Origin of the sequence: Pedobacter frigidisoli (assembly GCF_004331675.1) — a bacterium.
GTDB lineage: Bacteria > Bacteroidota > Bacteroidia > Sphingobacteriales > Sphingobacteriaceae > Pedobacter > Pedobacter frigidisoli.
The window spans coordinates 1-20,275 of record NZ_SJSN01000019.1 but is presented as its reverse complement, the minus strand read 5'-3'; the positions used below and the strand labels follow the sequence as shown (position 1 = coordinate 20,275).

Genomic DNA, 20,275 nt, shown 5'->3' with positions numbered 1-20,275 from the left:
TATGTTTTGTTACTTCTTATTTAATTGATTCCAAACAATGGTCCTACTTATTGCATCATCGAGAGTGTGGGTTTCTTGCACATCTAAAGCCTTTATCGTTTTCGAGGTTTCAGGTACTAACCTTGAAACATTAGAATAATTCTCCTTTGAAGATTTAGACAAAATCTCAATGTTTGGATTGATGGAGGTTTGTATTTTCGTGGCTAAGTCATTTAAGGAAATTGGCACATTACTGCCCAAATTATAAACATCTCCTACCTGTCCGTTTACTAATGCTTTTAAAACCCAAACAGCCATGTCGCTTGCATAAAGATAACTCCTGATGGTACTGCCGTTACCCAAAATTCGGATCGGCCCGCCTAATATTCCATCACGTATAAAATTATTGATTGCCCACGGTTTTTCAAGGTCATGGTAAGGGCCAATAAAAGCAAAGGGCCTTAATATGGTAATGGGTAATTTGAACTGGTTTCTAAAAATAGAACAAAGGGTCTCTGCCACAATTTTAGATTCTCCATATATATGGTTCACATTATTTACCTCGAGCGTGCCAAGATAAGTTTCCTTTATATACGCCTCATCGGTATTTTTACCGTAAACTGTATGAGAACTGACATGTAGAATTTTTCTTAATGCTGGCAATCTTGTTGCAGCATCAAGCACGTTATTAGTGCCCTTGTAAAAAGTTTCTAATGTTCTAAGTGGCTGTGACACGTGATCTCTATTGTCAGGCGTTCCTGCTGCATGAATAATATGATTGACCTCTTCTGGCAAATCATGTAGATTCCTAACATCTTGATTAATGAGTTTTATAAATTGCTTGGCTGCCAAATGCGGTACTTCATCTTTAAATTTTTCGGTATCTCTTGCCAATAAATACAAGGAAATATTTAAATTTTCCGTTTCGTTTAAAAATGATACGATTTCAGCAATCCATTTTCCCATGAAACCAGTTCCGCCAGTAACAAGGATAACCTGGTTAGCTAATTCGCTAAAAATAGAAATATCATTACATGACTTTTTACAGTCTTCTGTAATTAAGTGTTTAATTGCATCGCTCATTATTTCCTGTTTTTAACTAAATCCATCACAACCTCTATAATAATATCTTCTTGTCCACCTACTACTTTTCTTTTTCCAAGCTCCCGATATACATCTCTTTGATCAACTCCGTATTCTTTCGATATACGCGTAACATGTTTAGCAAACCCAGAAAAAACACCTGATAGCCCGCTAACGATACTTTCTGATTTAATAGTGGGTACAACTGGCATTACTTCTTTTTCTGCAAGATCAGAGGCATCCAAAATGCCATAGAAATCAATACCAGTAATGTAGCCTGTCCTCTCCAGAACAGCAATTAAAACTTCGATTTGAGCATTACCAGCACCTGCTCCAAAACCCCGAGCAGTTGCATCAAGTAATTTAGCGCCTGATGCTATTGCGGTCATCGAGTTGGCTATGGCCATGCCCAAATTGTTATGGGCATGAAATCCTACAGGAACCTTTAATCCATTTACAAGCGCTGTAATTTTTTCTTCAACATCGCTCGGTAGATACGCACCTGCTGAATCCATTATAATAATGCCTTCAGCTCCATAAAGTTCCATTTTTTGGGCTTCCTCTACTAAAACAGATGCTGATGCCATGTGGCTCATCATCAATACGCCATAAGCCTCTTTACCTCGTTCTCTTACAAAACCCAGGTGTCGCTGCGTGATGTCCGCTTCAGTACAATGCGAAGCAACCCTTACTACATCAACGCCAATATCCAAAGCCCTTATTAAATCTCTTTTAATTGTGGCAAAACCTGGGATAACGTGTATGCCAAGCTTACTTTTTGACAAATGCTTCCTTGCTGTCTCCAACATGGTTACATCATCTACCAAAGATAAACCCACTTGCATAGAAGATGCACCAAGACCGTTACCATGCCCAACTTCTACAATAGGTACGCCTGCTTTATCGGCAGCTTCTGCATAAACAGCTATTTGATGCGCATTCAATTGATGAGCAACAGCATGGTTCCCATCTCTTAAGGTCGAATCAGTGATTAGAATATGTTTTAACATTTTAATGATTAATTAATCTGATTTTGAACTTTTGAATATTGTTCCGCAACTGCAATCGCAGCACAATTAATAATATCTAAATTACCCGCGTATTTAGGTAGGTAATCTCCTAAGCCTTGCGCTTTTACCATAATCACGATTCTACCATTTTCATAAATTGGCGCAACCAATAGACTATACCCTGGAACATACCCTCTAATTGATTCAATCATTAGATCAACTTCAATTTTCAAGGCATCCATGTCTGGATTTTCAACTTGAGCAAAAATTGTAGTTTGCATATCAATACATGGATCTGCAGGGTTTAAGTTTAAAATCGCTTTTGTCTTTTCTACTTTAGAGAATATGCTTAAGCCCATTTCTGTGGTATCAACATATTCATCCAAATTTAAGCGAGTTGCAGGACCAGCACTTCTTGAAGCAATACTTGATACCACTTCAATATATTTCACATCTTTTTGAGTCTTTCCAATTACATAAGCCATTGGTATTGATGCCTGGCCACCACAAGTAATCATATTAACATTCCGCTGTTTAACCGCTTCATCAAGATTCACTGCAGGAATACATAAACCACCTAACTTAGCAGGCGTCATGTCTACCACAATTTTACCTAATTTGTCTAAGATACTCCAGTGATGAGCAGCATCTTTGGCGGAAGTTGCATCAAAAACAAGATCAACAGCATCCGGGTCTTTTTCAATGGCATGGATACTTTCATCAGAAACCTTCACCCCTAGCGCTATGGCTTTGGCCATACCAGGAGAGGATAAATTTCTTCCAATGAATAGAACACATTCCAGAAGTTCAGATCGTTGTATTTTTATCAATAGGTCAGTACCGATATTTCCACTACCTAATATTGCTACTCTTAATTTTTTCATATCAATTTCATTAATTATCCATCATTGCAGACTTAGCATGTAAGCCAGCAACCATATTAGCCTTAAGTTCTGCTCTTGATAATAATGGAGACAGATCTTCTAAAGGTGGCGATATTAAAGTACCATCCTTTTGAATTGATAGCGATAATTTTGGTACAAATAATTGATTTGGGTGCATAAACACCTCACAGATCACTGGTCCTTCCAATTCTTGTACTTGTGGAATAACCCGATCAAAATCTTCCCACGTTTTAATCTGAAATGCAGGGATACCAAAAGCATTTGCCAAGGCGCTAAAATCTGGGCAGGTAACACCAGATTTACTATCCACTCCTGCCCTTCTACCATTGAAAAGAGCATTTTGTGTATGTTTGATCATCAGATAACCATCGTTGTTGAATATGAATAATTTAATTGGAAGCTTGTAATGTACCATGGTTTGCAGTTCTTGCAAATTCATCATCATTCCCCCATCGCAGTTTAAACATATTACCTCCCCTTTATTTCTTGCAATAGATACGCCGATTGCAGCAGGTAAACCATACCCCATTTCACCTAAGCCCGTTGAAGTCATCAATCTTTGCCCCTTTGTAAACTTCAATACCTGATGTCCACTTAATAACGCTGTACCCATGTCAGTTGTTACATGCTGATCAGGTTTAAAGTGTTTATTCAATTTTTCCATGAAAGGATAGGAATTAATGAAACCATCTTGATCAGGATGATCATTTTCGTTTACCCATGGATAATTCACCCTATAAGCATCACACTGTGCAACCCATTCAACATTTTTAGATTCACCCTCAAGAGGTTGAGCCAATAGTTCAGTTATAAAATCTTTGGCATCTGCATTTATTGAATATTTGTAACGATCTGTGTATTTTTCCAATTCGTATTTATCGATATCTACAACAGCAATATCCGCTTCTCTAGCCAGCTCATTAATTTCATAACCAATTTGAGAAATCGCCATGCGTGTTCCAATGCAGATCAACAAATCACAGTTCTGCACTACAAAATTACCGCATCTCTGTCCATAGGTACCAGCTCTGCCATAGACTAAGGGATGATATGAATCTATCATATCAATTCCTGCCCAAGTAACAAGTGATGGCACTTGATATTTTTCAATTAGCCTTTGTATCAAATGATCTGCTCCAGCTAGTTTTATCCCATGTCCTAACCAAAACACAGGTCTTTTGGCATTTTTTAAAGCACTAGTCAACTTTTCCACTGAAGCTTCTAGTTGTTCAGGAGTGTCTAGGTGGAGTTCAGCCAACTCACTTTGTTTGAAATCATTTATTTCTGATAATTCAATATTAGCAGATTGGATATTCATCGGCACATCAATCCAACAGGGACCAGGGCGGCCATGGGTTGCAATTGAATATGCCTTATCCAATTCATATTTAACATTTTCTGTTTCTAAAACCTGTTTGGAATATTTGGTTACTTTCTCTACCATAGCAGGACTATCATATCCCTGCACACCCCACATTCTTAAATTTTTATGTATGTCAACATATTTTGAATGTTCATTTCCGGATATAATAATACCTGGAATTGAGTCCGCCCAGGCACTAACTACTCCGGTAACTCCATTCGTAGAGCCTGCCCCAGTCGTTAGTAAAGCAGCTGTTACCTTACCCGAGGTTCTATAGTAAGTCTGCATCGCCATACAAGCAGCCTGCTCATGATGAACACAAATTATTTCTGTATATCCTTTTTTGTGTATAGAATCAAAAATATGAGCATTACCTGCTCCAATTATTCCAAAAACATGTTTGATTTCTTTTTCTGCCAAGAAATCTGCAATTAAATCACTTACTTTAATTAGGTTACTCATGCTATATTTATTTCTTGCTTAAATTTAAGGTGTTTTGATTAAACCGAATGGTTTTATATACTGCGGATTCTAAATTTGTATAAATTTTTAACCCTAATTCTCTTTTCGCATTATCTACATTTGGAACATACCTGAGTACAGGTTGGTTCGATTTAGGTGTCATTATTTTTATTTCAGTTTCACTTGTAGCAATAAGTTGTGCCAAATCAGCTATAGAAATGGACTGATCTGAACCGACGTTGTATGGCCTATTATCTTCACCATTAAATAATATCTTCCACAGCCATGTTACGAGATCTGCTGAATACATATAAGATCTGAAAGGTGTACCATCACCTTGAATCACTATGTCTTCCTGTTTAATTACATTGCTAATAAAATTCCCTGCTGCAAAATGAGAATCTAAAGGCAAATAGGGTCCAATAAAGGCATAACATCTAGCAATTTTTACAGGCAAATTGAAATGTTTGTGGTAAACAGCACACAACACTTCTGCCATCCTTTTGCCTTCGCCATAAACCGCTGCTGCATCTGAGGGATTAGGGGCGCCTTGATAATCTTCTTTTATATTTTCGATATCTGCTGGTTGTTTTCCATAAACCGCTCCAGAGCTAGTTAATAAAAAAGATTTAACTTTTTTAATTCTAGCAAACTCTAAAACCCTTTTTGTTCCATTAACAACAGTTTCGAACATCGTTAATGGCTCTTCTAAATTCAGTTTAACGCTTGCTTCTGTAGCGGCGTGTATAATATAATCTACCTTCTCCTCGATAAAAGTAAAGTCTAAAATATCCCCTTTTAAAAATGTAACCTCTTTATACTCTTTTAGCCAAGCATATTTATTTAAGAAACTTTCTTCATTTCTAGTTAATACAATAAGCTTAGCATTCAAATTCAGTTCCCTATTGATGTAAATAAAGCTCATTTGAAGCCATATTCCAAAAAAACCAGTACCACCTGTTATAAATAAAGTCTTACCCCTAAACTCACCCCAGCAATCCTTAGTATTACTTAGTACGGTAGAAAGATCATCTTCAAAATAGCTTATCATTACGCCAATTTTAAATAACTTAAAATCTGCTTAGCAGTGAATTCATCCATATTATGTGGATCTACAGAAAAGGCTTTATACCAATCAATGGTAGTTTGAACCGCTAGGCCTGCATTTAATTTCGGCTGCCATTTTAGATCAGCAATTGCCTTACTAATATCTAGTTTCAACAAACCAGCCTCATGTGGCTGATCTTTTGATTGTTCTACCTTAAAATTTCCAGATCCCCAACATTTTATGGCTAAGCCTAGCATATTTTCTACAGGTAGAGCATCAGTTGCATATGGCCCGAAGTTATAAGCTTTACCAAATTTAATTGGTTCTACATCCAGATTCATACCCAACAATAAATAAGCAATTACTGGTTCTAATACATGCTGCCAAGGCCGTACAGATTTAGGATTTCGAACGATAATTTCCTCATTTTTAGATAAAGCTTTTGCAATGTCCGGTATCAATCGATCTTTTGACCAATCTCCACCCCCTATAACATTGCCTGCTCTTCCAATGGCTATTCCTTTTTGATGTTCACTTATTTTTTCCTTATTAAAAAATGAATTCTTATAGGAATCGATCACCAATTCTGTACAAGCTTTACTAGCGCTGTATGGATCATAACCACCCAATCTATCATTTTCACGATAAGGATATTCCCACTCATTATTATGGTAAACCTTATCTGTTGTAATCAATACAATTGAACACTTTTTTTCCAATAACCTAACAGCATCCAACAAATTAGCTGTGCCAATCGCATTAACCTCAAAAGTTTCAGATGGGATTTCATAAGATAACCTTACTAGTGGTTGAGCCGCCAAGTGAAAAACAAAATCGGGTTGAAAATCCAATAGGGCGTTTTTTAAGGTTTCACGATCACGCAAATCTGCAATAACTGAATCACAAATTTGATCGCCATTAATCAGATGGTAAAGATCATGAGGAGTTTGTGGTTCAAGAGCATATCCCTTTACCTCAGCTCCAAGTAAATGAAGTGTTTTAAGCATCCAAGACCCTTTGAAACCCGTATGACCAGTTAAAAAAATCTTCTTCCCAGAATATGTTTGTTTAAGCTTATTTAACATGTTACCAGATTTTCCATTTAGCATCTCCACTAGCCCACATTTGTTCTAATTCTATTCTATCTCTTAAAGCATCCATGGGTTTCCAAAAACCTGGATGTTTGTACGCCGCTAACTGCCCATCATTGGCTATCTCTTTTAAGGGCACATTTTCCCATTGAATGTCATCCATATCACTTTCAAGATATTTGAATATGCCAGGTTCTAATACAAAGAAACCTCCGTTAATCCACATCCCATCTCCTTGTGGTTTCTCTACAAAATGATTTACACTTCCATCTTCATCCATCTCGATGTTACCAAAGCGTCCGGGAGTCTGGATGCTCGTAAGCGTAGCCAATTTACCATGACCGTTGTGAAACTCAAGTAGTTTTGTAATGTTAATATCGGCAACGCCGTCACCATAAGTCAACATAAATGTTTCGCCCTCTACGTATTTTTGAATTTTTTTTATTCGGCCTGCCGTATTGGTCCTTAATCCAGTATCCACTAAAGTTACCTTAAAGGATTCTGAATTAGAAAAATGTACATCAACCTTGTTTTTCTCAATATCAATGGATACGTCAGAATTATACAAATAGTAGTTTAAGAAATATTCTTTAATACTTTGAGCTTTGTAGCCCAAACACAATACAAAATCGTTGTAGCCATAGGCTTCGTAGATTTTCATGATGTGCCATAAAATTGGTTTGCCACCAATTTCTACCATAGGCTTTGGGCGAGCTTCTGTCTCTTCCATTAATCGGGTACCTAAACCACCTGCAAGTATTACTACTTTCATATTTTTACGTTATATGCTTATTTGTACATTTTCTGTTAAAGGATGTGTGCAACATAATAAAAACTCATCTGCTGCAAGATCATCACGTTCTTTGCTTAATCCAATCATTTTGGCCTGCCCAACCGTCAATTTACCTTTGCAGGTACTGCAATTGCCAGTTTGGCAAGAATAAGGCAATTCAATATCAGCATTTAATGCGGCTTCTAAAATACTTTTACCTTTTGAAATTTCAAGTCGATGTTCAATGCCCTCGAAATTAATCAAGATATTTTGAGTGTGTACATCTTCAAAATCTTTTGGGTCTTTAATCAATTCAAAATCCTCTGAAAAAACATTAGCCAGAAATCCATATTTGACTACAATAGCCTTTTTTACAGATTCTTTTAATCCTGCTGGTCCGCAAATGTAATGAGCACATGTTTTGGGATCTAGTTTATCGTCGAGTATTTGTAAAGCCTTGTCTTGATCTATTCTTCCTTGGATTAAATGCGGATGACTTTCATCGACAAATAGTTTAGTGTGAAAATGCCTAACAAGTAAATGTACTGGGTATTGAGCAATTAATTGCTGTATTTGGTCTTTAAAAATAGTAGTCTCGTGGTTTTTGTTTCCATAATTCAAGTGCACCCTTATATTTGGCTTCGTAGAAAGGATATATTTCATGATCGAGATAAGTGGCGTAATACCGCTACCTACTCCCCAAAAATATACATCCGTAAATAAACTTTCTTCCTCAAAAATAAAATCTCCCATTGGTGGCATTACCTCAATCGAATCACCAACACTAACCATATCATTGATGTGGTTAGAGACGATACCATTTTTTACTCTTTTAACCGTAATTTCTAAGAAAGCATCAAAGCCTGGGCAGGAGGAAAAAGAGTATGGGCGAATATAACGCCTACCATTTATCCTAAAGATTAAGGTGAGGTACTGACCAGCTAAGTACTTAATTTTCTTAAGACCAGGTTGCTTAAAGCACAAGGTAACTGTATCTGCAGTTTCCTTTCTAATTTCTGCAACCTTTAGAGTATAATTCATTATTATGACCTCCTTAAAAGTTTACTATACCATTTGGTATTCGCTTCCTCACCATAAGTACCATAGCCATAGCCATATCCATAATATTTACTTATGATGTCGTTGACCACTATACCTAAATTTTTCATTTTACCACTGCGATAAAGATCTTCAACAGTAGTGATCTGATTCTTCTGGGTTACTTTTTGTCGTACTAGATAGAGCGTTACATCAGCATATACAGACAAAAGCTGTGCATCAGCAATAACGCCTATGGGTGGTGCATCCATAATGATATAATCGAATTCCTCTTTAAGGTCTTTCATCAATTTGGGCATATGCTCACTCATTAAGGTTTCTGCTGGATTTGGAGGCAACGGACCAGACGATATAATGAAAATGTTTTTATTAATCAATAAGGGTTGTATAATGTCTTCAACCTTTAAATTAGGTGTTATAGTGTAGTTACTAAAACCAACAGAGTTGTCAACACTTAATTTAGCTGATAAGCCCGGCTTGCGTAAATCTAACTCCATTAATAAAACCTTTTTGCCTGCTAATGCCAAAATATTGCCAAGATTAATAGCAGTGAAAGACTTGCCCTCACCGCTCATACTAGAAGTTAATAAGATAACCTTTTCGTCTTTGTTTTTTAGATAGAAAGAGAGATTGGTGCGCAGCGCTCGAAATTGTTCAGAGATAGCAGAACGACTTTGGTTTGCGACAACTAAGTTATCATCACTATCATTATGACTGATTTCTCCTATTACAGGGACTTGCGTAAGTGCATTTATTTCTTCCTTGGTTTTAATAGTATTATTAAAGAGCTCAACGACAAAAATGAAAACTATTGGTATGATAAGGCCAGCTATTAAACCCATAAGATAAATAATGCTTTTCTTGGGGCTAATTGGTAATACATCGGCCTTAGGAGGATCAATAGTCTTTGCAATGGAAATATTTGAAGTTTTTGAGATAGCGGTTTCTTCTGCCTTTTGCATTAAAAAGATATATAGCTCTTGTTTGATCTGCTGATTTCTAGCGAGTTTCAGGTAATTTTTCTCAATTTGTGGTACCCCAGAAATTTGTCCTTCAGCTTGACTTAATTGAGCTCGTAATTTATTTCTTGTAAAAAGTGCTGAGCTTTTTGAACTTTGAACATTCGATAAGATATCGCTTTTTAAACCCTTAATCTGATTATCAATGTTTTTAACAAAAGGGCTTTCTTCAGTATCACTTAATAGTTGTTTCTCGCGTTCAATCAAGAGAGCATTGTATTGGCTCATTAGGTTAGAAAAAACCAAATCTGAAGGGACAAGTGCTGAAGGAAAAACTCGCGTATTATTGCTTTCATCTTTAAGGTATTTTTCCAAGTCTGTGAGCACACTTACTTGAGTTTCGGCTTTAGCTAAATCTGCACTAAATTCACCCGTGTTTTGAACAAGCAATTTGCCTTGCTCACTCATATCAGCCAATTGATTCTTTTGCTTAAAAGTTTCTACTTTATCTTCTACATCTCCAAGTTCAGAAGCAATAACGTTCAAGCGCTCTTTGATAAATTGGTAGGTACTATCAGCAATTGCATTTTTATCGCTCATATTAGCTTCTGTATATTTTCTAATCAAAGTGTTCAGTATATCTTCGCCTTTTTGTTGCAGTGTGTATGATAATCCTATGTCTATTATGGAAACTTGTTTATTTGAAACCCCAACAGAAAGCTTACCCATAAGGTTAGCTACCCGTTCATCAACTGAGCTAATAGTAACAAAATATTCACCGGAGTCCACTAGCCCAATTTGATTGGGTTCCATTTGAATCACACCAACACCATTCACAACGAATTGATCACCCCAAGTTACCTCTTTTGTAAAGCCCTTAGTAGTCACTCTAAATTTGAGGTTGGAGATCTTATGCACATCAAACTTGGTTGCCTTGATGGTATCAACCCCTTTTATGATATTGAATCTAAAAGGGGGCTGATAAAGTTCTCTGCTAACAAAATCAATCTTTTTGGTATATACAATGTTTAATTGCATTTGACGAACCACCTGCTCCATTAAAAACCTTGTCCTCAAGATCTCAACCTCATTATCAACAGAATTTTTAGCGCCCATTAAACTACCAAGATCCATCAGCGCTCCAGCTTGCTTACCAAGTCCTCCACCTTTTTCATCGTCATTAACAAGAAGTTTGGCTTTAATTTGATACGTTGGTGGAGTGTACCTAATATAAACAAATGATATCAATAAACATATAAACAGGCTTAAGGCAAAAAATAGCCATTTATCTATTAATTTATTAAAAATCTCTTTTAGATTAATGCTATCCTCTTCATCAGTATGATTTACCATATTTATTTCCGGTAAGTTATTCATTTGGTTTGTGTACTATTTAAAACTAGAAATGGCCAAGACAATTACAGAGATGACAGATGCGATTACACCAATGGTTTGGATTTGAGCCGAATTGGATGCGGAAACTTTACGTTTATTCGGTTCCACATAAATCACATCATTTTGTTTCAAATAATAGAACGGATTGTTAAAGATATTTGAAGAATTTAAATCCAACCGTGCAAACTCTTTCTTACCATTATTATCTCGAACAATTAAAACATTGTCACGTTTTCCATAAATAGTCAAATCACCTGCCAAACTTAAGGCATCCAAAATACTTACTTTTTCATTTGGCAAAGTATAGGCAGACGGGGCATTTACCTCACCTAAAACGCTTACCTTAAAATTCGCAAAGCGAAGTTGTACATTAGGCTGTTTATAAACTTCGCTTGTCTTATCTCTAATTAATTCGCGGGCCTGATAAGTCGTTAAGCCAGCTACTTTCACTTTACCTATTAAGGAAAGTTCAACTTCCCCATTTTTATCCACTAGAAAGCCAGTATTTTGTGCCGCTAAGCTAGCATTTGTGTTACCACCAAGTGTCGGAGTCGAAGCAGCCTGATTGACAATCGCACCACTCTGAGGATTGAGCGTAAATATATTAATACTTAAAATATCATCTGGCTGGATAGTTGGTTCTGTAAATTTCACCGCATTTTCAAGTTGGGCTTGATTAACAGTTTGTATATCTTGAAAGTAAGCTATTTTCTTGTTGCTTACACAAGAAGAGGTTAGGGATATTGTAATAAAAATGGCTAAAACACCAATCCCTTTAATCACATTGTTTCGTTTATTCATAGGAGTATATCTGTCTAAAATGAAATTGAGCATTTTGAACAGCTTGCAAACTTAATCATTTAATTGTAAAATAGAAAAGTCAAAAATGCGGATTTGTAAAAAACTTAGGCTGATAAGAGTATGTTAAATGTTACTGCCCTCATAACTAATCAACTTCGGTATAATAACTCCCTGCCCCTACGCCATAACCGCACCAAAAATCTCTTGATTCTTAAAATTATAGTTTCCGATCAAATCGTAAAGTTTTCCAGACTGCACTGAATCAGTTAGTGTTCTCAAATGTTTATCGTGGTGCAGATCGGTACCAGCCAAATCGTACATTTTTTCTTTTATCAAAACATCCGCTAATTGTTTCACATCCTTTCCGTAGTAGCCTAGTACAGACAACAAATTCAATTGCAAAAGACAACCTTTTTCTTTAAATCTTTTTAAACGGCTTCGATCCTTAAAATAAAATGTATAACGTTCTGGGTGGGCCAATATGGGTTGGTATCCGTTAATTTCAATATCAAATATCGTTTTACTGAAATTAGGTGTTTCAGTTAGATATGACATTTCAATTAATAGGTGTTTATTATTTAGGGTACACATTGATTCATTTAAATTGAAATCCGGATCCACCATGTATTCAGCCGCAGCGCTTAGTTTAAGGGAAATATTTTGTTTATCCATCTCAACTTGCAGCAAATCTTTTGCAGCATTTATGGTTTCGTAGGTATTAGGATAGAGTTCCTTGAAGATATGTGATGTAGCAATCAATTGATCATAACCTAATTCCTGTAGGGCTTTAACAAAACGAATAGAGGTGGCTAAATCGGGCGAGCCATCATCTATGCCCGGTAGGATATGTGAATGCATATCTATACCTAACCAAGCGATATCGGTTACTTTTTGTTTTTTACTAAAAAAATTCAACATAAAAATTTAATGAACAATAAGAAATGATTATTAAATAAGTTTTGATAAATAATTTAATTTTAATCAAGCAATAGTAACTCGATCATTTTTCAATAAGGATAGACACTTTAATTAGGTAATTCAAATAAAATTAGCTACAATATGTAATCTATTAAGCTAATAAAATCTAAAGATAGGGTTTTAGATTAAAATAGTTGATCAAAACAGGCAAAAAGTAGATCGTTTCTAAAGATTAAATTTTAGCTTAACACATCTCGGAGCATTTAAAATATTCGATACCAATTATGCTGTAACTATTCAAAATAGTTTAATGTTTTAAAACCTCCATTTTTAAGGTACTCGTTTTTTTTCATCAAATGAAGATCGGAGATCACCATATCTTTCACTAGCGCTAGTAAATCAAATTTAGGCTCCCAACCCAATTGTGTTTTCGACTTTGTTGGATCACCCAATAATAAATCAACTTCTGTTGGCCTGAAATACTTTGCATCTACTTGTACTATGGTACTACCTAAAAATAGTTGTTCACTATTTAAGCCTAAAGAAGTTAGGGTTTCCTCATCTAAACCAATGATCACGCCTTTTTCATTTTCATCCTTACCTGAAAATTCTATCTCAATGCCCAGTTCTAAAAAGCTCATTCGCACAAATTCGCGAACGGTAGTGGTTACGCCGGTGGCAATTACATAGTCCTCTGCTTTTTCTTGTTGCAAAATGAGCCACATTGCTTCTATATAATCTTTTGCATGACCCCAATCCCTTTGCGCAGATAGGTTTCCTAAGTACAAACACTTCTGTAAGCCCAAAGCAATTTTAGCCGCTGCTCTTGTGATCTTTCGGGTAACGAAAGTTTCGCCACGTAAAGGGCTTTCATGGTTAAACAAAATACCATTGCAAGCAAACATGCTATAAGCTTCGCGGTAATTTACAGTAATCCAGTAGGCATACATCTTTGCCGCAGCATAAGGAGAACGTGGATAAAATGGTGTAGACTCACTTTGCGGAACGGCCTGGACCAAACCATAAAGCTCAGAGGTACTGGCTTGATAAACCTTGGTTTTTTGAGTTAAACCCAATATCCTTACCGCTTCTAGTAACCTTAAAGTACCTATCCCATCAGCATTAGCTGTATATTCAGGCATCTCGAAACTTACATGGACATGGCTCATTGCCGCCAAATTATATATTTCGTCGGGCTGTGTTTCCTGGATAATTCGAATCAAATTGGTAGAATCAGTCAAATCGCCATAGTGCAATTTGAACTGAACATCCTTTTCATGTTGATCTTGGTATAAGTGATCAATACGATCGGTATTGAAAGAAGAAGAACGCCTCTTAATTCCATGAACAAAATATCCTTTCTTTAACAAAAATTCTGCTAAGTAAGCACCATCCTGGCCTGTAACCCCTGTAATTAAAGCAACTTTCATATCGTACTAAATTTTCTAAGCCACAAACATACAGAATAATTTATTTGATTAATAAAGGATCACATTAGATAAATTAGACCTAAAAATATTTCTCAAAAGCCAAATTGTCTGTTTATCAAATAGCTCAGCAATTTTGTTCTTAGAATAGTAACATTTACAAACAATCACATAGGACTTTAGTAATCCTGGCTTGAGCCAACGGTAACTTGTCTTATCCATAACTTTAAAGAGTCGGCAAAGATCATGGTTATCCAACCATTCATCCTCTACCTCAATTTTTCAGCACAATCGATCGATAATAATCAATAATTGTTTCTGTAAGTATAGCAGTTCGCTAAGCTGCTCGCTCCTGTCCAGCCTCGCAATGAGGATGACACGCTATTACCCTCGCTATAGTCACCCTGCATCCGGCATAGGAAATGATGGAAGGAGAAAACGTTAAAGCTTTTGAACGATCGATCAAGCAACCACAGCCCAAGGCAACACAAGCGCCCGATTTTTCATCGGCACTTGTGTTGCCGAAATGAAGCTTTGACGAATTTATCCGCCATCAAATCCACCTGTCCCGAGTCTTCGGGAAGCCTTGGACTTTTGGTCCATTTTGGGCCAAGCCAAAAGGACTAGGCCGCCACCAATGAGGCGAAAGAGCAATTAAGATCCCCAGTCAAGCTGAGGGTTAATTTATTTCATAAAAATCAATATAAATGACGTTACCTTTATGTTGAGTATTAAATGAGCATCATAACAGTCGTATCATTAGTGTTTCAACCTGAATCTGAGTCTTGTTTTAGGGTATTTTATTAATCAATATTGGTGAATCGAAAGATATCCCGTATGGTAGTAATATCTTTATCTTATATACCCTAAGCTCATTCTAAAAATGTACTCGTTTGTTATTATCGATATTCTAAGCAAAATTTATCCCAACAGTGCCGGTATCGATATTGGCAGTGAAAAAGTTTATGTTTCCGTAGAGAACCAATCGGTCAGGAACTTTCGCACCTTTACTGCAAGTTATAAGCATTAAAGTGCATATCTAAGGGAATGTTCGATAACCCATGTAGCGATGGAGGCCACGGGGTGCTATTGGATCACCCTTTATGATGTCTTGGAAGCCGATGGCCTTGATGTAACACTCGTAAATCCCTCTGACGGCAAGAACCTTCCCGTTAGAAAGACCGATGTCCAAGACTGTCAAGGGATTCAGCAGCTATTTAGTTAAGGCCTATTGCGTGAGAGTTTTGTCCCCGAGGATATTGCACGAAAACTAAGGGTCTATACGCGGATGAGGGAGGATAAACTACAAGTGGCATCCACTCATGTTCAGCATATGCAAAAAGCGTTGATCCTCATGAATATGCGCATGCCAGAAGTGCTTTCACAAACCCACGGAGCCAGTGGCCTGGCCATGATAGAGGCTATTCTGGCAGGAGAGCGAAATCCTGAAAGGCTTTTAGGCTATTGTACAACAAGTTTGATCAAAAACAAGGGCAGGGATATATTATTGGCCCTGGAAGGTAATTACAGGGAGGAATATATCTTCGAACTTCTGCAGTCTTATGAGAGTTATATGTTTTACCTCAGCCAAGTCTCCAAATGTGATACCGAGACCCAGAAAATACTTGAGGAATATAGTAGCTCATCCAACAAGAATTACAGCGACAACCATCCAATAAAACCAATTCGCCATAACAAACCTAAAATAGATCACTTGCATGATCTGCTTTTGGGTATTCATGGCGCCAATCCAACCACTCTACCCGGCCTAACCGATTATAATCTCATGCGACTCACTGCCGAATTAGGGAACAATATCAAACAGTGGCCATCTGTTAAAAATTACGTTCCCTGGCTTGGGCTTTCGCCCGGAAAACACCAATCCGGTAAGATGAACAAGAGGAGCAGGGAAAAGGCTGCCACAAGAGCCGGGCAAATATCCAAACAAGTTGCACAGAGCCTCATCCTTAGTAAGCAGCCTAGGTTAGGCGCGTTTTCCCGAAGGTTAAAAGCTAGAAAGGGCTCAGGCATCGCGATGAAGGCAACGGCACGAAAATTGGCTGAACTATACTACAGAATATTTGATAAGGGTATGGTGGAGTTGAGACAGGAATAGCAAAATATGAAGAAAAAATCAAGCAGCAACAAATCATGTTTCTTAATAAAAAAGCAAATGAACTCAAAATGCAATAATTGAGGTATAGCCAGTTAAAAATAACGTCAATGGTAGGACGACGATATATGGAGGATTTCGATTATACTACAACCTTGCATCAACCAAAGTCCGATCTATAAAAGATTTGGTATCAAAAATAATTGCGCCGTTGTGCTTAAATTTCGCATAATCTAGGGTTAGAAACTGCTGATGCGCTACTGCCAATATCACAGCGTCATAAACCTCAGAATCATGATCTTGAACTAATTGAAACCCGTACTCTTTTACTACCTCATCTTTATTTGCCCAAGGATCGTACACATCTACTTGGAGACTAAAAGATTTGAGTTCTTTATAAATATCGATGACACGCGTATTCCTAGTATCGGGGCAGTTTTCTTTAAAAGCAAAACCAAGGATTAAAACCCTAGCACCATTGATCGCCTTGCCTTTTGCAACCATCATTTTAATGACCTTATTGGCCACAAACATGCCCATGTTGTCGTTTACTCGGCGGCCTGATAATATGACTTCAGGCTTATAACCCAAAGCTTCTGATTTATGCGCCAAATAATAGGGATCAACACCAATGCAATGACCACCCACCAAACCCGGTTTATAATTTAAAAAATTCCATTTGGTAGCGGCGGCTGCCAATACATCAGTTGTATCGATTTCCATCCGATCGAAAATGAGTGCCAATTCATTTACAAAGGAGATGTTAACATCCCGCTGGGCATTTTCGATAGCTTTCGAAGCTTCAGCTACCTTGATGCTAGGCGCTAGATGCGTACCCGCGGTGATGATGGAGGCATAAAGTTCATCTATTTGCATTGCAATTTCTGGGGTAGAACCCGAAGTGACTTTTTTAATTTTCGTTAAGGTATTGATTTTATCGCCAGGATTAATGCGCTCTGGAGAATAGCCACAGAAAAAATCAACGTTGTATTTTAAGCCCGATATTTTTTCGAGCACGGGCACACAATCCTCTTCAGTACAACCCGGGTATACAGTAGATTCATAAATTACCGTATCGCCTTTTTTCAACACGATGCCGAGCATTCTGCTAGCCTCCAGCAAAGGCCTTAAATCTGGGCTTTTTTGTTGGTCTATTGGTGTGGGTACCGTAACGATGTAAATGTTGCAATTTGCAATATCAGGCAGGTTTGCACTGAGCCTTAGTCCTTTTTCTTGACTCGTCTTTTGTGTAACTAAAGCAAGCGCTTCCAAGTCAGCTTCCTGTGTAGCGTCTTTTAACTGATCGAGTTCAGCGATTCGATCCTCATCGGTATCAAATCCAATCACCTGATAGTATTTGGCAAATTCTATGGCTAATGGTAAACCTACATAACCTAAACCAATAATCGCAATTTGCCTTTCTATATTCATCTTTGAATGCTTGATGGGCAAAGATATATAAAATGGATATCACTCTTGGCTGTGAAGAAATAATCATTGTTATAGCATGCACATGATTACAAGTTGTTCATTTAAGATGGCATTACCACTTTACCTCCTCTTGCCCTCCCAAATAGAAAAGAATTTACGACCCATAGCTTCAAGTGACGCATAAAGCTAATATAAAGTTCAATTTGTCGCACTATAAAGTAACAAACGAAAAAGCATTCCATGTTACTAAACAAGTTTTTTCATCTCGTTTCCAGTCCTTTGTTAAATCTATCGTACTTTTGTAATACAAATCTTTAATCATTGGAAAAAAGCGCTAAAATTTATATTGCTGGTCATAGGGGTATGGTGGGTTCTGCCATTTATCGTAAACTACAGAAAGAGGGTTACACTAATCTGCTAACAAAAACATCAGCCGAATTGGATCTACGCAACCAGCAGACTGTTGCTGATTTTTTTGCTACAGAAAAACCTGACTATGTATTTTTAGCCGCCGCTAAAGTGGGTGGTATTGTAGCAAACAATACCTATAGGGCAGATTTTCTTTATGAAAACCTAACAATTCAGAACAACGTGATCCACAATGCCTATTTATATGATGTTAAAAAATTAATGTTTTTGGGTTCGAGTTGCATTTATCCAAAAATGGCTGCCCAACCCCTAAGAGAAGATTATTTATTAACCGGAACCTTGGAGCATACTAATGAGCCTTATGCCATTGCCAAAATTGCAGGCATCAAAATGTGCGATGCTTATCGCGATCAATATGGCTGTAATTTCATATCGGTAATGCCAACCAATTTATATGGTTTTAACGACAATTACCACCCACAAAATTCTCATGTGTTACCAGCCTTAATCCGCAAGGTGCATGAAGCAAAAGTGAATAACGAAAAGGAAGTAGTGGTTTGGGGATCAGGATCGCCAATGCGTGAGTTTCTTTTTGCTGACGATTTGGCTGAGGCTTGTTATTTCTTAATGCAAACCTATAATGAGCCTAATTTAATCAACATTGGTACTGGAACAGATTTAACCATTAAAGACCTGGCCTTATTAATTAAGGATGTTTTAGGTTTTGAGGGCGAATTGGTATTCGATGCCAGCAAACCTGATGGAACACCAAGAAAATTAATGGATGTAACCAAATTGCACAACCTTGGTTGGAAACACAAGATAGAATTACCTGAAGGCATTGCACTGGCTTATCAAGATTTCGAAAGCAGGTATTAATAGGGTATTCTATTAAATAATAAGGGCCTAAAATTGATCAAAATCAGATTTTAAGCCATTTTTGTTGGCTGTAAAAGCATAATTAGAATTCAGAGCATCGAAAGGATTGGTAAGCCATCAATCAGGGATAAGAACATGAAATTCTAATTCCTCCCCTTACCATCACTTGATCCCAACTCACCCCTCCAAAGAGGGATATAGTGATCTTTTCAAAATAACCAAAGCATTAATATTCATTTCTGCACGGAATAACGAATAGTGGATGTACCACTGACCAGGTCATGTGCAAATAAAACACCTTATGGCAATTTGTTAGTTATGCACCTTGCCCCTCTTGGAATTGCAACATTAAAACAGTTGAAATGACTATGTCAGCTCTCGCTTAGTCTTATTACGAGTGTTTCATAAGGTCGTTATCCGACAATTGATGTTCTTATTTTCCGTAATTGCGAAATCGATTTTTCATCGATTGATGCAATACCGCTTGTGCTATTATTTAAACAAACATACAGCGATGAGAAATGCGAAATTTAAATTCCTCCCCCCTCCCATCACTCAATCCCAACTCACTCCCTCCAAAGAAGGGCATAGCACCCGTTTCAAAAACAGCTAAAGTATTAATATTCTCGTCTACAAGGGAATGACGATTGGTGGTTGGACCACCAACTACTGCACTTACCCATCAAATACCTTTTGGCGCCTTGCTAAGCCTGCACCCTTTCATCCCCTCTCTTAAGGAGCTAATCTTTACACACATCTTTATATTTCATTATTTCGGCATACACTACAAATTGTAGGTTGAATTTATCGAAGCCATCTTTGATGGTAATGTATCCAGGTGGACCGTGAGATTTGTATCCGCTCCATCCCGCCAATCTGGCTAATAACCAAGTTCCCCAGGCAAGCGTATGYTTTTTGTAGGGGTTTTTCTGCAACTCGGTTGCGCCTTCTACCCGCTGCCTTACTACGTCTAGATAATCCAATTGGTGAGGTGTGAATACTTCTTCCACCTGCATCATCTGGTCGTTTAGCGCAAGTTTTAGCTGCATTATCTTCAGTGCAACCTGTAAGGTCATGGCGATTATTTTCTTTAAACCGGCACCAGTGCCCAGTTGGCTAGATTCTACCCCAAAACCCTTTGTTTTTATAACCCTAAATAGTTCTTCTATTAACCATCTTTTCTTGTACCATCCAATACACTGGTTAGCTTG

Annotated in this window: 16 protein-coding genes and 1 pseudogene; 3 read left to right on the top strand and 14 right to left on the bottom strand. The window is 37.3% G+C overall.

Annotation, left to right across the window (positions count from 1 at the left end; genetic code table 11):
* Positions 1–9 precede the first annotated feature (9 nt).
* From EZ449_RS19350 to gmd, 12 genes are all read right to left on the bottom strand, one after another.
* Entirely contained in the window at positions 10–1,062 is a 1,053-nt protein-coding gene (locus EZ449_RS19350; protein ID WP_131562018.1) for an NAD-dependent epimerase/dehydratase family protein, read from the bottom strand.
* Entirely contained in the window at positions 1,062–2,072 is a 1,011-nt protein-coding gene (gene dmpG / locus EZ449_RS19345) for a 4-hydroxy-2-oxovalerate aldolase (RefSeq protein ID WP_131562016.1), read from the bottom strand. Before dmpG ends, EZ449_RS19350 begins: the two co-directional genes overlap by 1 nt.
* 8 nt (positions 2,073–2,080) lie before the next feature.
* The gene (locus EZ449_RS19340; protein WP_131562014.1) at positions 2,081–2,956 is read right to left on the bottom strand and encodes an acetaldehyde dehydrogenase (acetylating); all 876 of its coding nucleotides are present in this window, start codon (positions 2,954–2,956) and stop codon (positions 2,081–2,083) included.
* Positions 2,957–2,966: 10 nt separating this feature from the next.
* On the bottom strand, positions 2,967–4,802 hold the full coding sequence (locus tag EZ449_RS19335; protein ID WP_131562012.1) for a thiamine pyrophosphate-binding protein: 1,836 nt from the start codon (positions 4,800–4,802) through the stop codon (positions 2,967–2,969).
* A gap of 7 nt (positions 4,803–4,809) precedes the next feature.
* Positions 4,810–5,853, bottom strand: coding sequence for an NAD-dependent epimerase/dehydratase family protein (locus EZ449_RS19330; protein ID WP_131562010.1), 1,044 nt, complete (start codon positions 5,851–5,853; stop codon positions 4,810–4,812).
* Positions 5,853–6,935 (bottom strand): CDP-glucose 4,6-dehydratase, encoded by a 1,083-nt coding sequence (gene rfbG, locus EZ449_RS19325; RefSeq protein ID WP_131562008.1) that lies wholly within the window; start codon positions 6,933–6,935, stop codon positions 5,853–5,855. Before rfbG ends, EZ449_RS19330 begins: the two co-directional genes overlap by 1 nt.
* Before the next feature lies 1 nt (position 6,936).
* Positions 6,937–7,713 carry a glucose-1-phosphate cytidylyltransferase gene (rfbF, locus tag EZ449_RS19320; RefSeq protein WP_131562006.1) on the bottom strand — a complete coding sequence of 259 codons (777 nt, stop codon included), beginning with the start codon at positions 7,711–7,713 and terminating at the stop codon, positions 6,937–6,939.
* A 9-nt stretch (positions 7,714–7,722) separates the two neighbouring features.
* Positions 7,723–8,754, bottom strand: a complete 1,032-nt coding sequence (locus EZ449_RS19315) for a ferredoxin--NADP reductase (RefSeq protein WP_131562004.1) — start codon at positions 8,752–8,754, stop codon at positions 7,723–7,725.
* Between the two features lie 2 nt (positions 8,755–8,756).
* Positions 8,757–11,108, bottom strand: coding sequence for a GumC family protein (locus EZ449_RS19310; RefSeq protein ID WP_225872377.1), 2,352 nt, complete (start codon positions 11,106–11,108; stop codon positions 8,757–8,759).
* 12 nt (positions 11,109–11,120) lie between these two features.
* Positions 11,121–11,960 (bottom strand): polysaccharide biosynthesis/export family protein, encoded by an 840-nt coding sequence (locus tag EZ449_RS19305; RefSeq protein WP_225872376.1) that lies wholly within the window; start codon positions 11,958–11,960, stop codon positions 11,121–11,123.
* A 144-nt stretch (positions 11,961–12,104) separates the two neighbouring features.
* Positions 12,105–12,845, bottom strand: a complete 741-nt coding sequence (locus EZ449_RS19300; protein ID WP_131562002.1) for a tyrosine-protein phosphatase — start codon at positions 12,843–12,845, stop codon at positions 12,105–12,107.
* Positions 12,846–13,138: 293 nt separating this feature from the next.
* On the bottom strand, positions 13,139–14,275 hold the full coding sequence (gene gmd / locus EZ449_RS19295) for a GDP-mannose 4,6-dehydratase (protein WP_131562000.1): 1,137 nt from the start codon (positions 14,273–14,275) through the stop codon (positions 13,139–13,141).
* A gap of 880 nt (positions 14,276–15,155) precedes the next feature.
* Here gmd and EZ449_RS22740 point away from each other — a divergent pair.
* Both EZ449_RS22740 and EZ449_RS19290 read left to right on the top strand, forming a co-directional pair.
* Positions 15,156–15,302 (top strand): hypothetical protein, encoded by a 147-nt coding sequence (locus EZ449_RS22740; protein WP_165499813.1) that lies wholly within the window; start codon positions 15,156–15,158, stop codon positions 15,300–15,302.
* A gap of 201 nt (positions 15,303–15,503) precedes the next feature.
* Positions 15,504–16,388 (top strand): transposase, encoded by an 885-nt coding sequence (locus tag EZ449_RS19290; protein ID WP_131561998.1) that lies wholly within the window; start codon positions 15,504–15,506, stop codon positions 16,386–16,388.
* Between the two features lie 144 nt (positions 16,389–16,532).
* On the opposite strand, the gene EZ449_RS19285 is transcribed toward EZ449_RS19290, so the two are convergent.
* On the bottom strand, positions 16,533–17,816 hold the full coding sequence (locus tag EZ449_RS19285) for a nucleotide sugar dehydrogenase (protein WP_131561996.1): 1,284 nt from the start codon (positions 17,814–17,816) through the stop codon (positions 16,533–16,535).
* A gap of 321 nt (positions 17,817–18,137) precedes the next feature.
* Here EZ449_RS19285 and fcl point away from each other — a divergent pair, with 321 nt between their 5' ends.
* Entirely contained in the window at positions 18,138–19,064 is a 927-nt protein-coding gene (gene fcl / locus EZ449_RS19280; RefSeq protein ID WP_131561994.1) for a GDP-L-fucose synthase, read from the top strand.
* Between the two features lie 740 nt (positions 19,065–19,804).
* On the opposite strand, the pseudogene EZ449_RS22735 reads toward fcl, so the two are convergent.
* Positions 19,805–20,275, bottom strand: a pseudogene (locus tag EZ449_RS22735) (IS4-like element ISBthe3 family transposase); the annotation flags it as partial.

Excerpts from the sequence above, each read along its gene's own strand:
- EZ449_RS19330 (WP_131562010.1), bottom strand. The coding sequence starts at position 5,853 with ATGATAAGCTATTTTGAAGATGATCTTTCTACCGTACTAAGTAATACT.
- EZ449_RS22740 (WP_165499813.1), top strand. The coding sequence starts at position 15,156 with ATGTACTCGTTTGTTATTATCGATATTCTAAGCAAAATTTATCCCAAC.
- gmd (WP_131562000.1), bottom strand. The coding sequence starts at position 14,275 with ATGAAAGTTGCTTTAATTACAGGGGTTACAGGCCAGGATGGTGCTTAC.
- EZ449_RS19285 (WP_131561996.1), bottom strand. The coding sequence starts at position 17,816 with ATGAATATAGAAAGGCAAATTGCGATTATTGGTTTAGGTTATGTAGGT.
- EZ449_RS19300 (WP_131562002.1), bottom strand. The coding sequence starts at position 12,845 with ATGTTGAATTTTTTTAGTAAAAAACAAAAAGTAACCGATATCGCTTGG.
- EZ449_RS19315 (WP_131562004.1), bottom strand. The coding sequence starts at position 8,754 with ATGAATTATACTCTAAAGGTTGCAGAAATTAGAAAGGAAACTGCAGAT.
- EZ449_RS19305 (WP_225872376.1), bottom strand. The coding sequence starts at position 11,960 with ATGCTCAATTTCATTTTAGACAGATATACTCCTATGAATAAACGAAAC.
- rfbF (WP_131562006.1), bottom strand. The coding sequence starts at position 7,713 with ATGAAAGTAGTAATACTTGCAGGTGGTTTAGGTACCCGATTAATGGAA.
- EZ449_RS19335 (WP_131562012.1), bottom strand. The coding sequence starts at position 4,802 with ATGAGTAACCTAATTAAAGTAAGTGATTTAATTGCAGATTTCTTGGCA.
- EZ449_RS19350 (WP_131562018.1), bottom strand. The coding sequence starts at position 1,062 with ATGAGCGATGCAATTAAACACTTAATTACAGAAGACTGTAAAAAGTCA.
- EZ449_RS19340 (WP_131562014.1), bottom strand. The coding sequence starts at position 2,956 with ATGAAAAAATTAAGAGTAGCAATATTAGGTAGTGGAAATATCGGTACT.
- rfbG (WP_131562008.1), bottom strand. The coding sequence starts at position 6,935 with ATGTTAAATAAGCTTAAACAAACATATTCTGGGAAGAAGATTTTTTTA.
- EZ449_RS19310 (WP_225872377.1), bottom strand. The coding sequence starts at position 11,108 with ATGAATAACTTACCGGAAATAAATATGGTAAATCATACTGATGAAGAG.
- dmpG (WP_131562016.1), bottom strand. The coding sequence starts at position 2,072 with ATGTTAAAACATATTCTAATCACTGATTCGACCTTAAGAGATGGGAAC.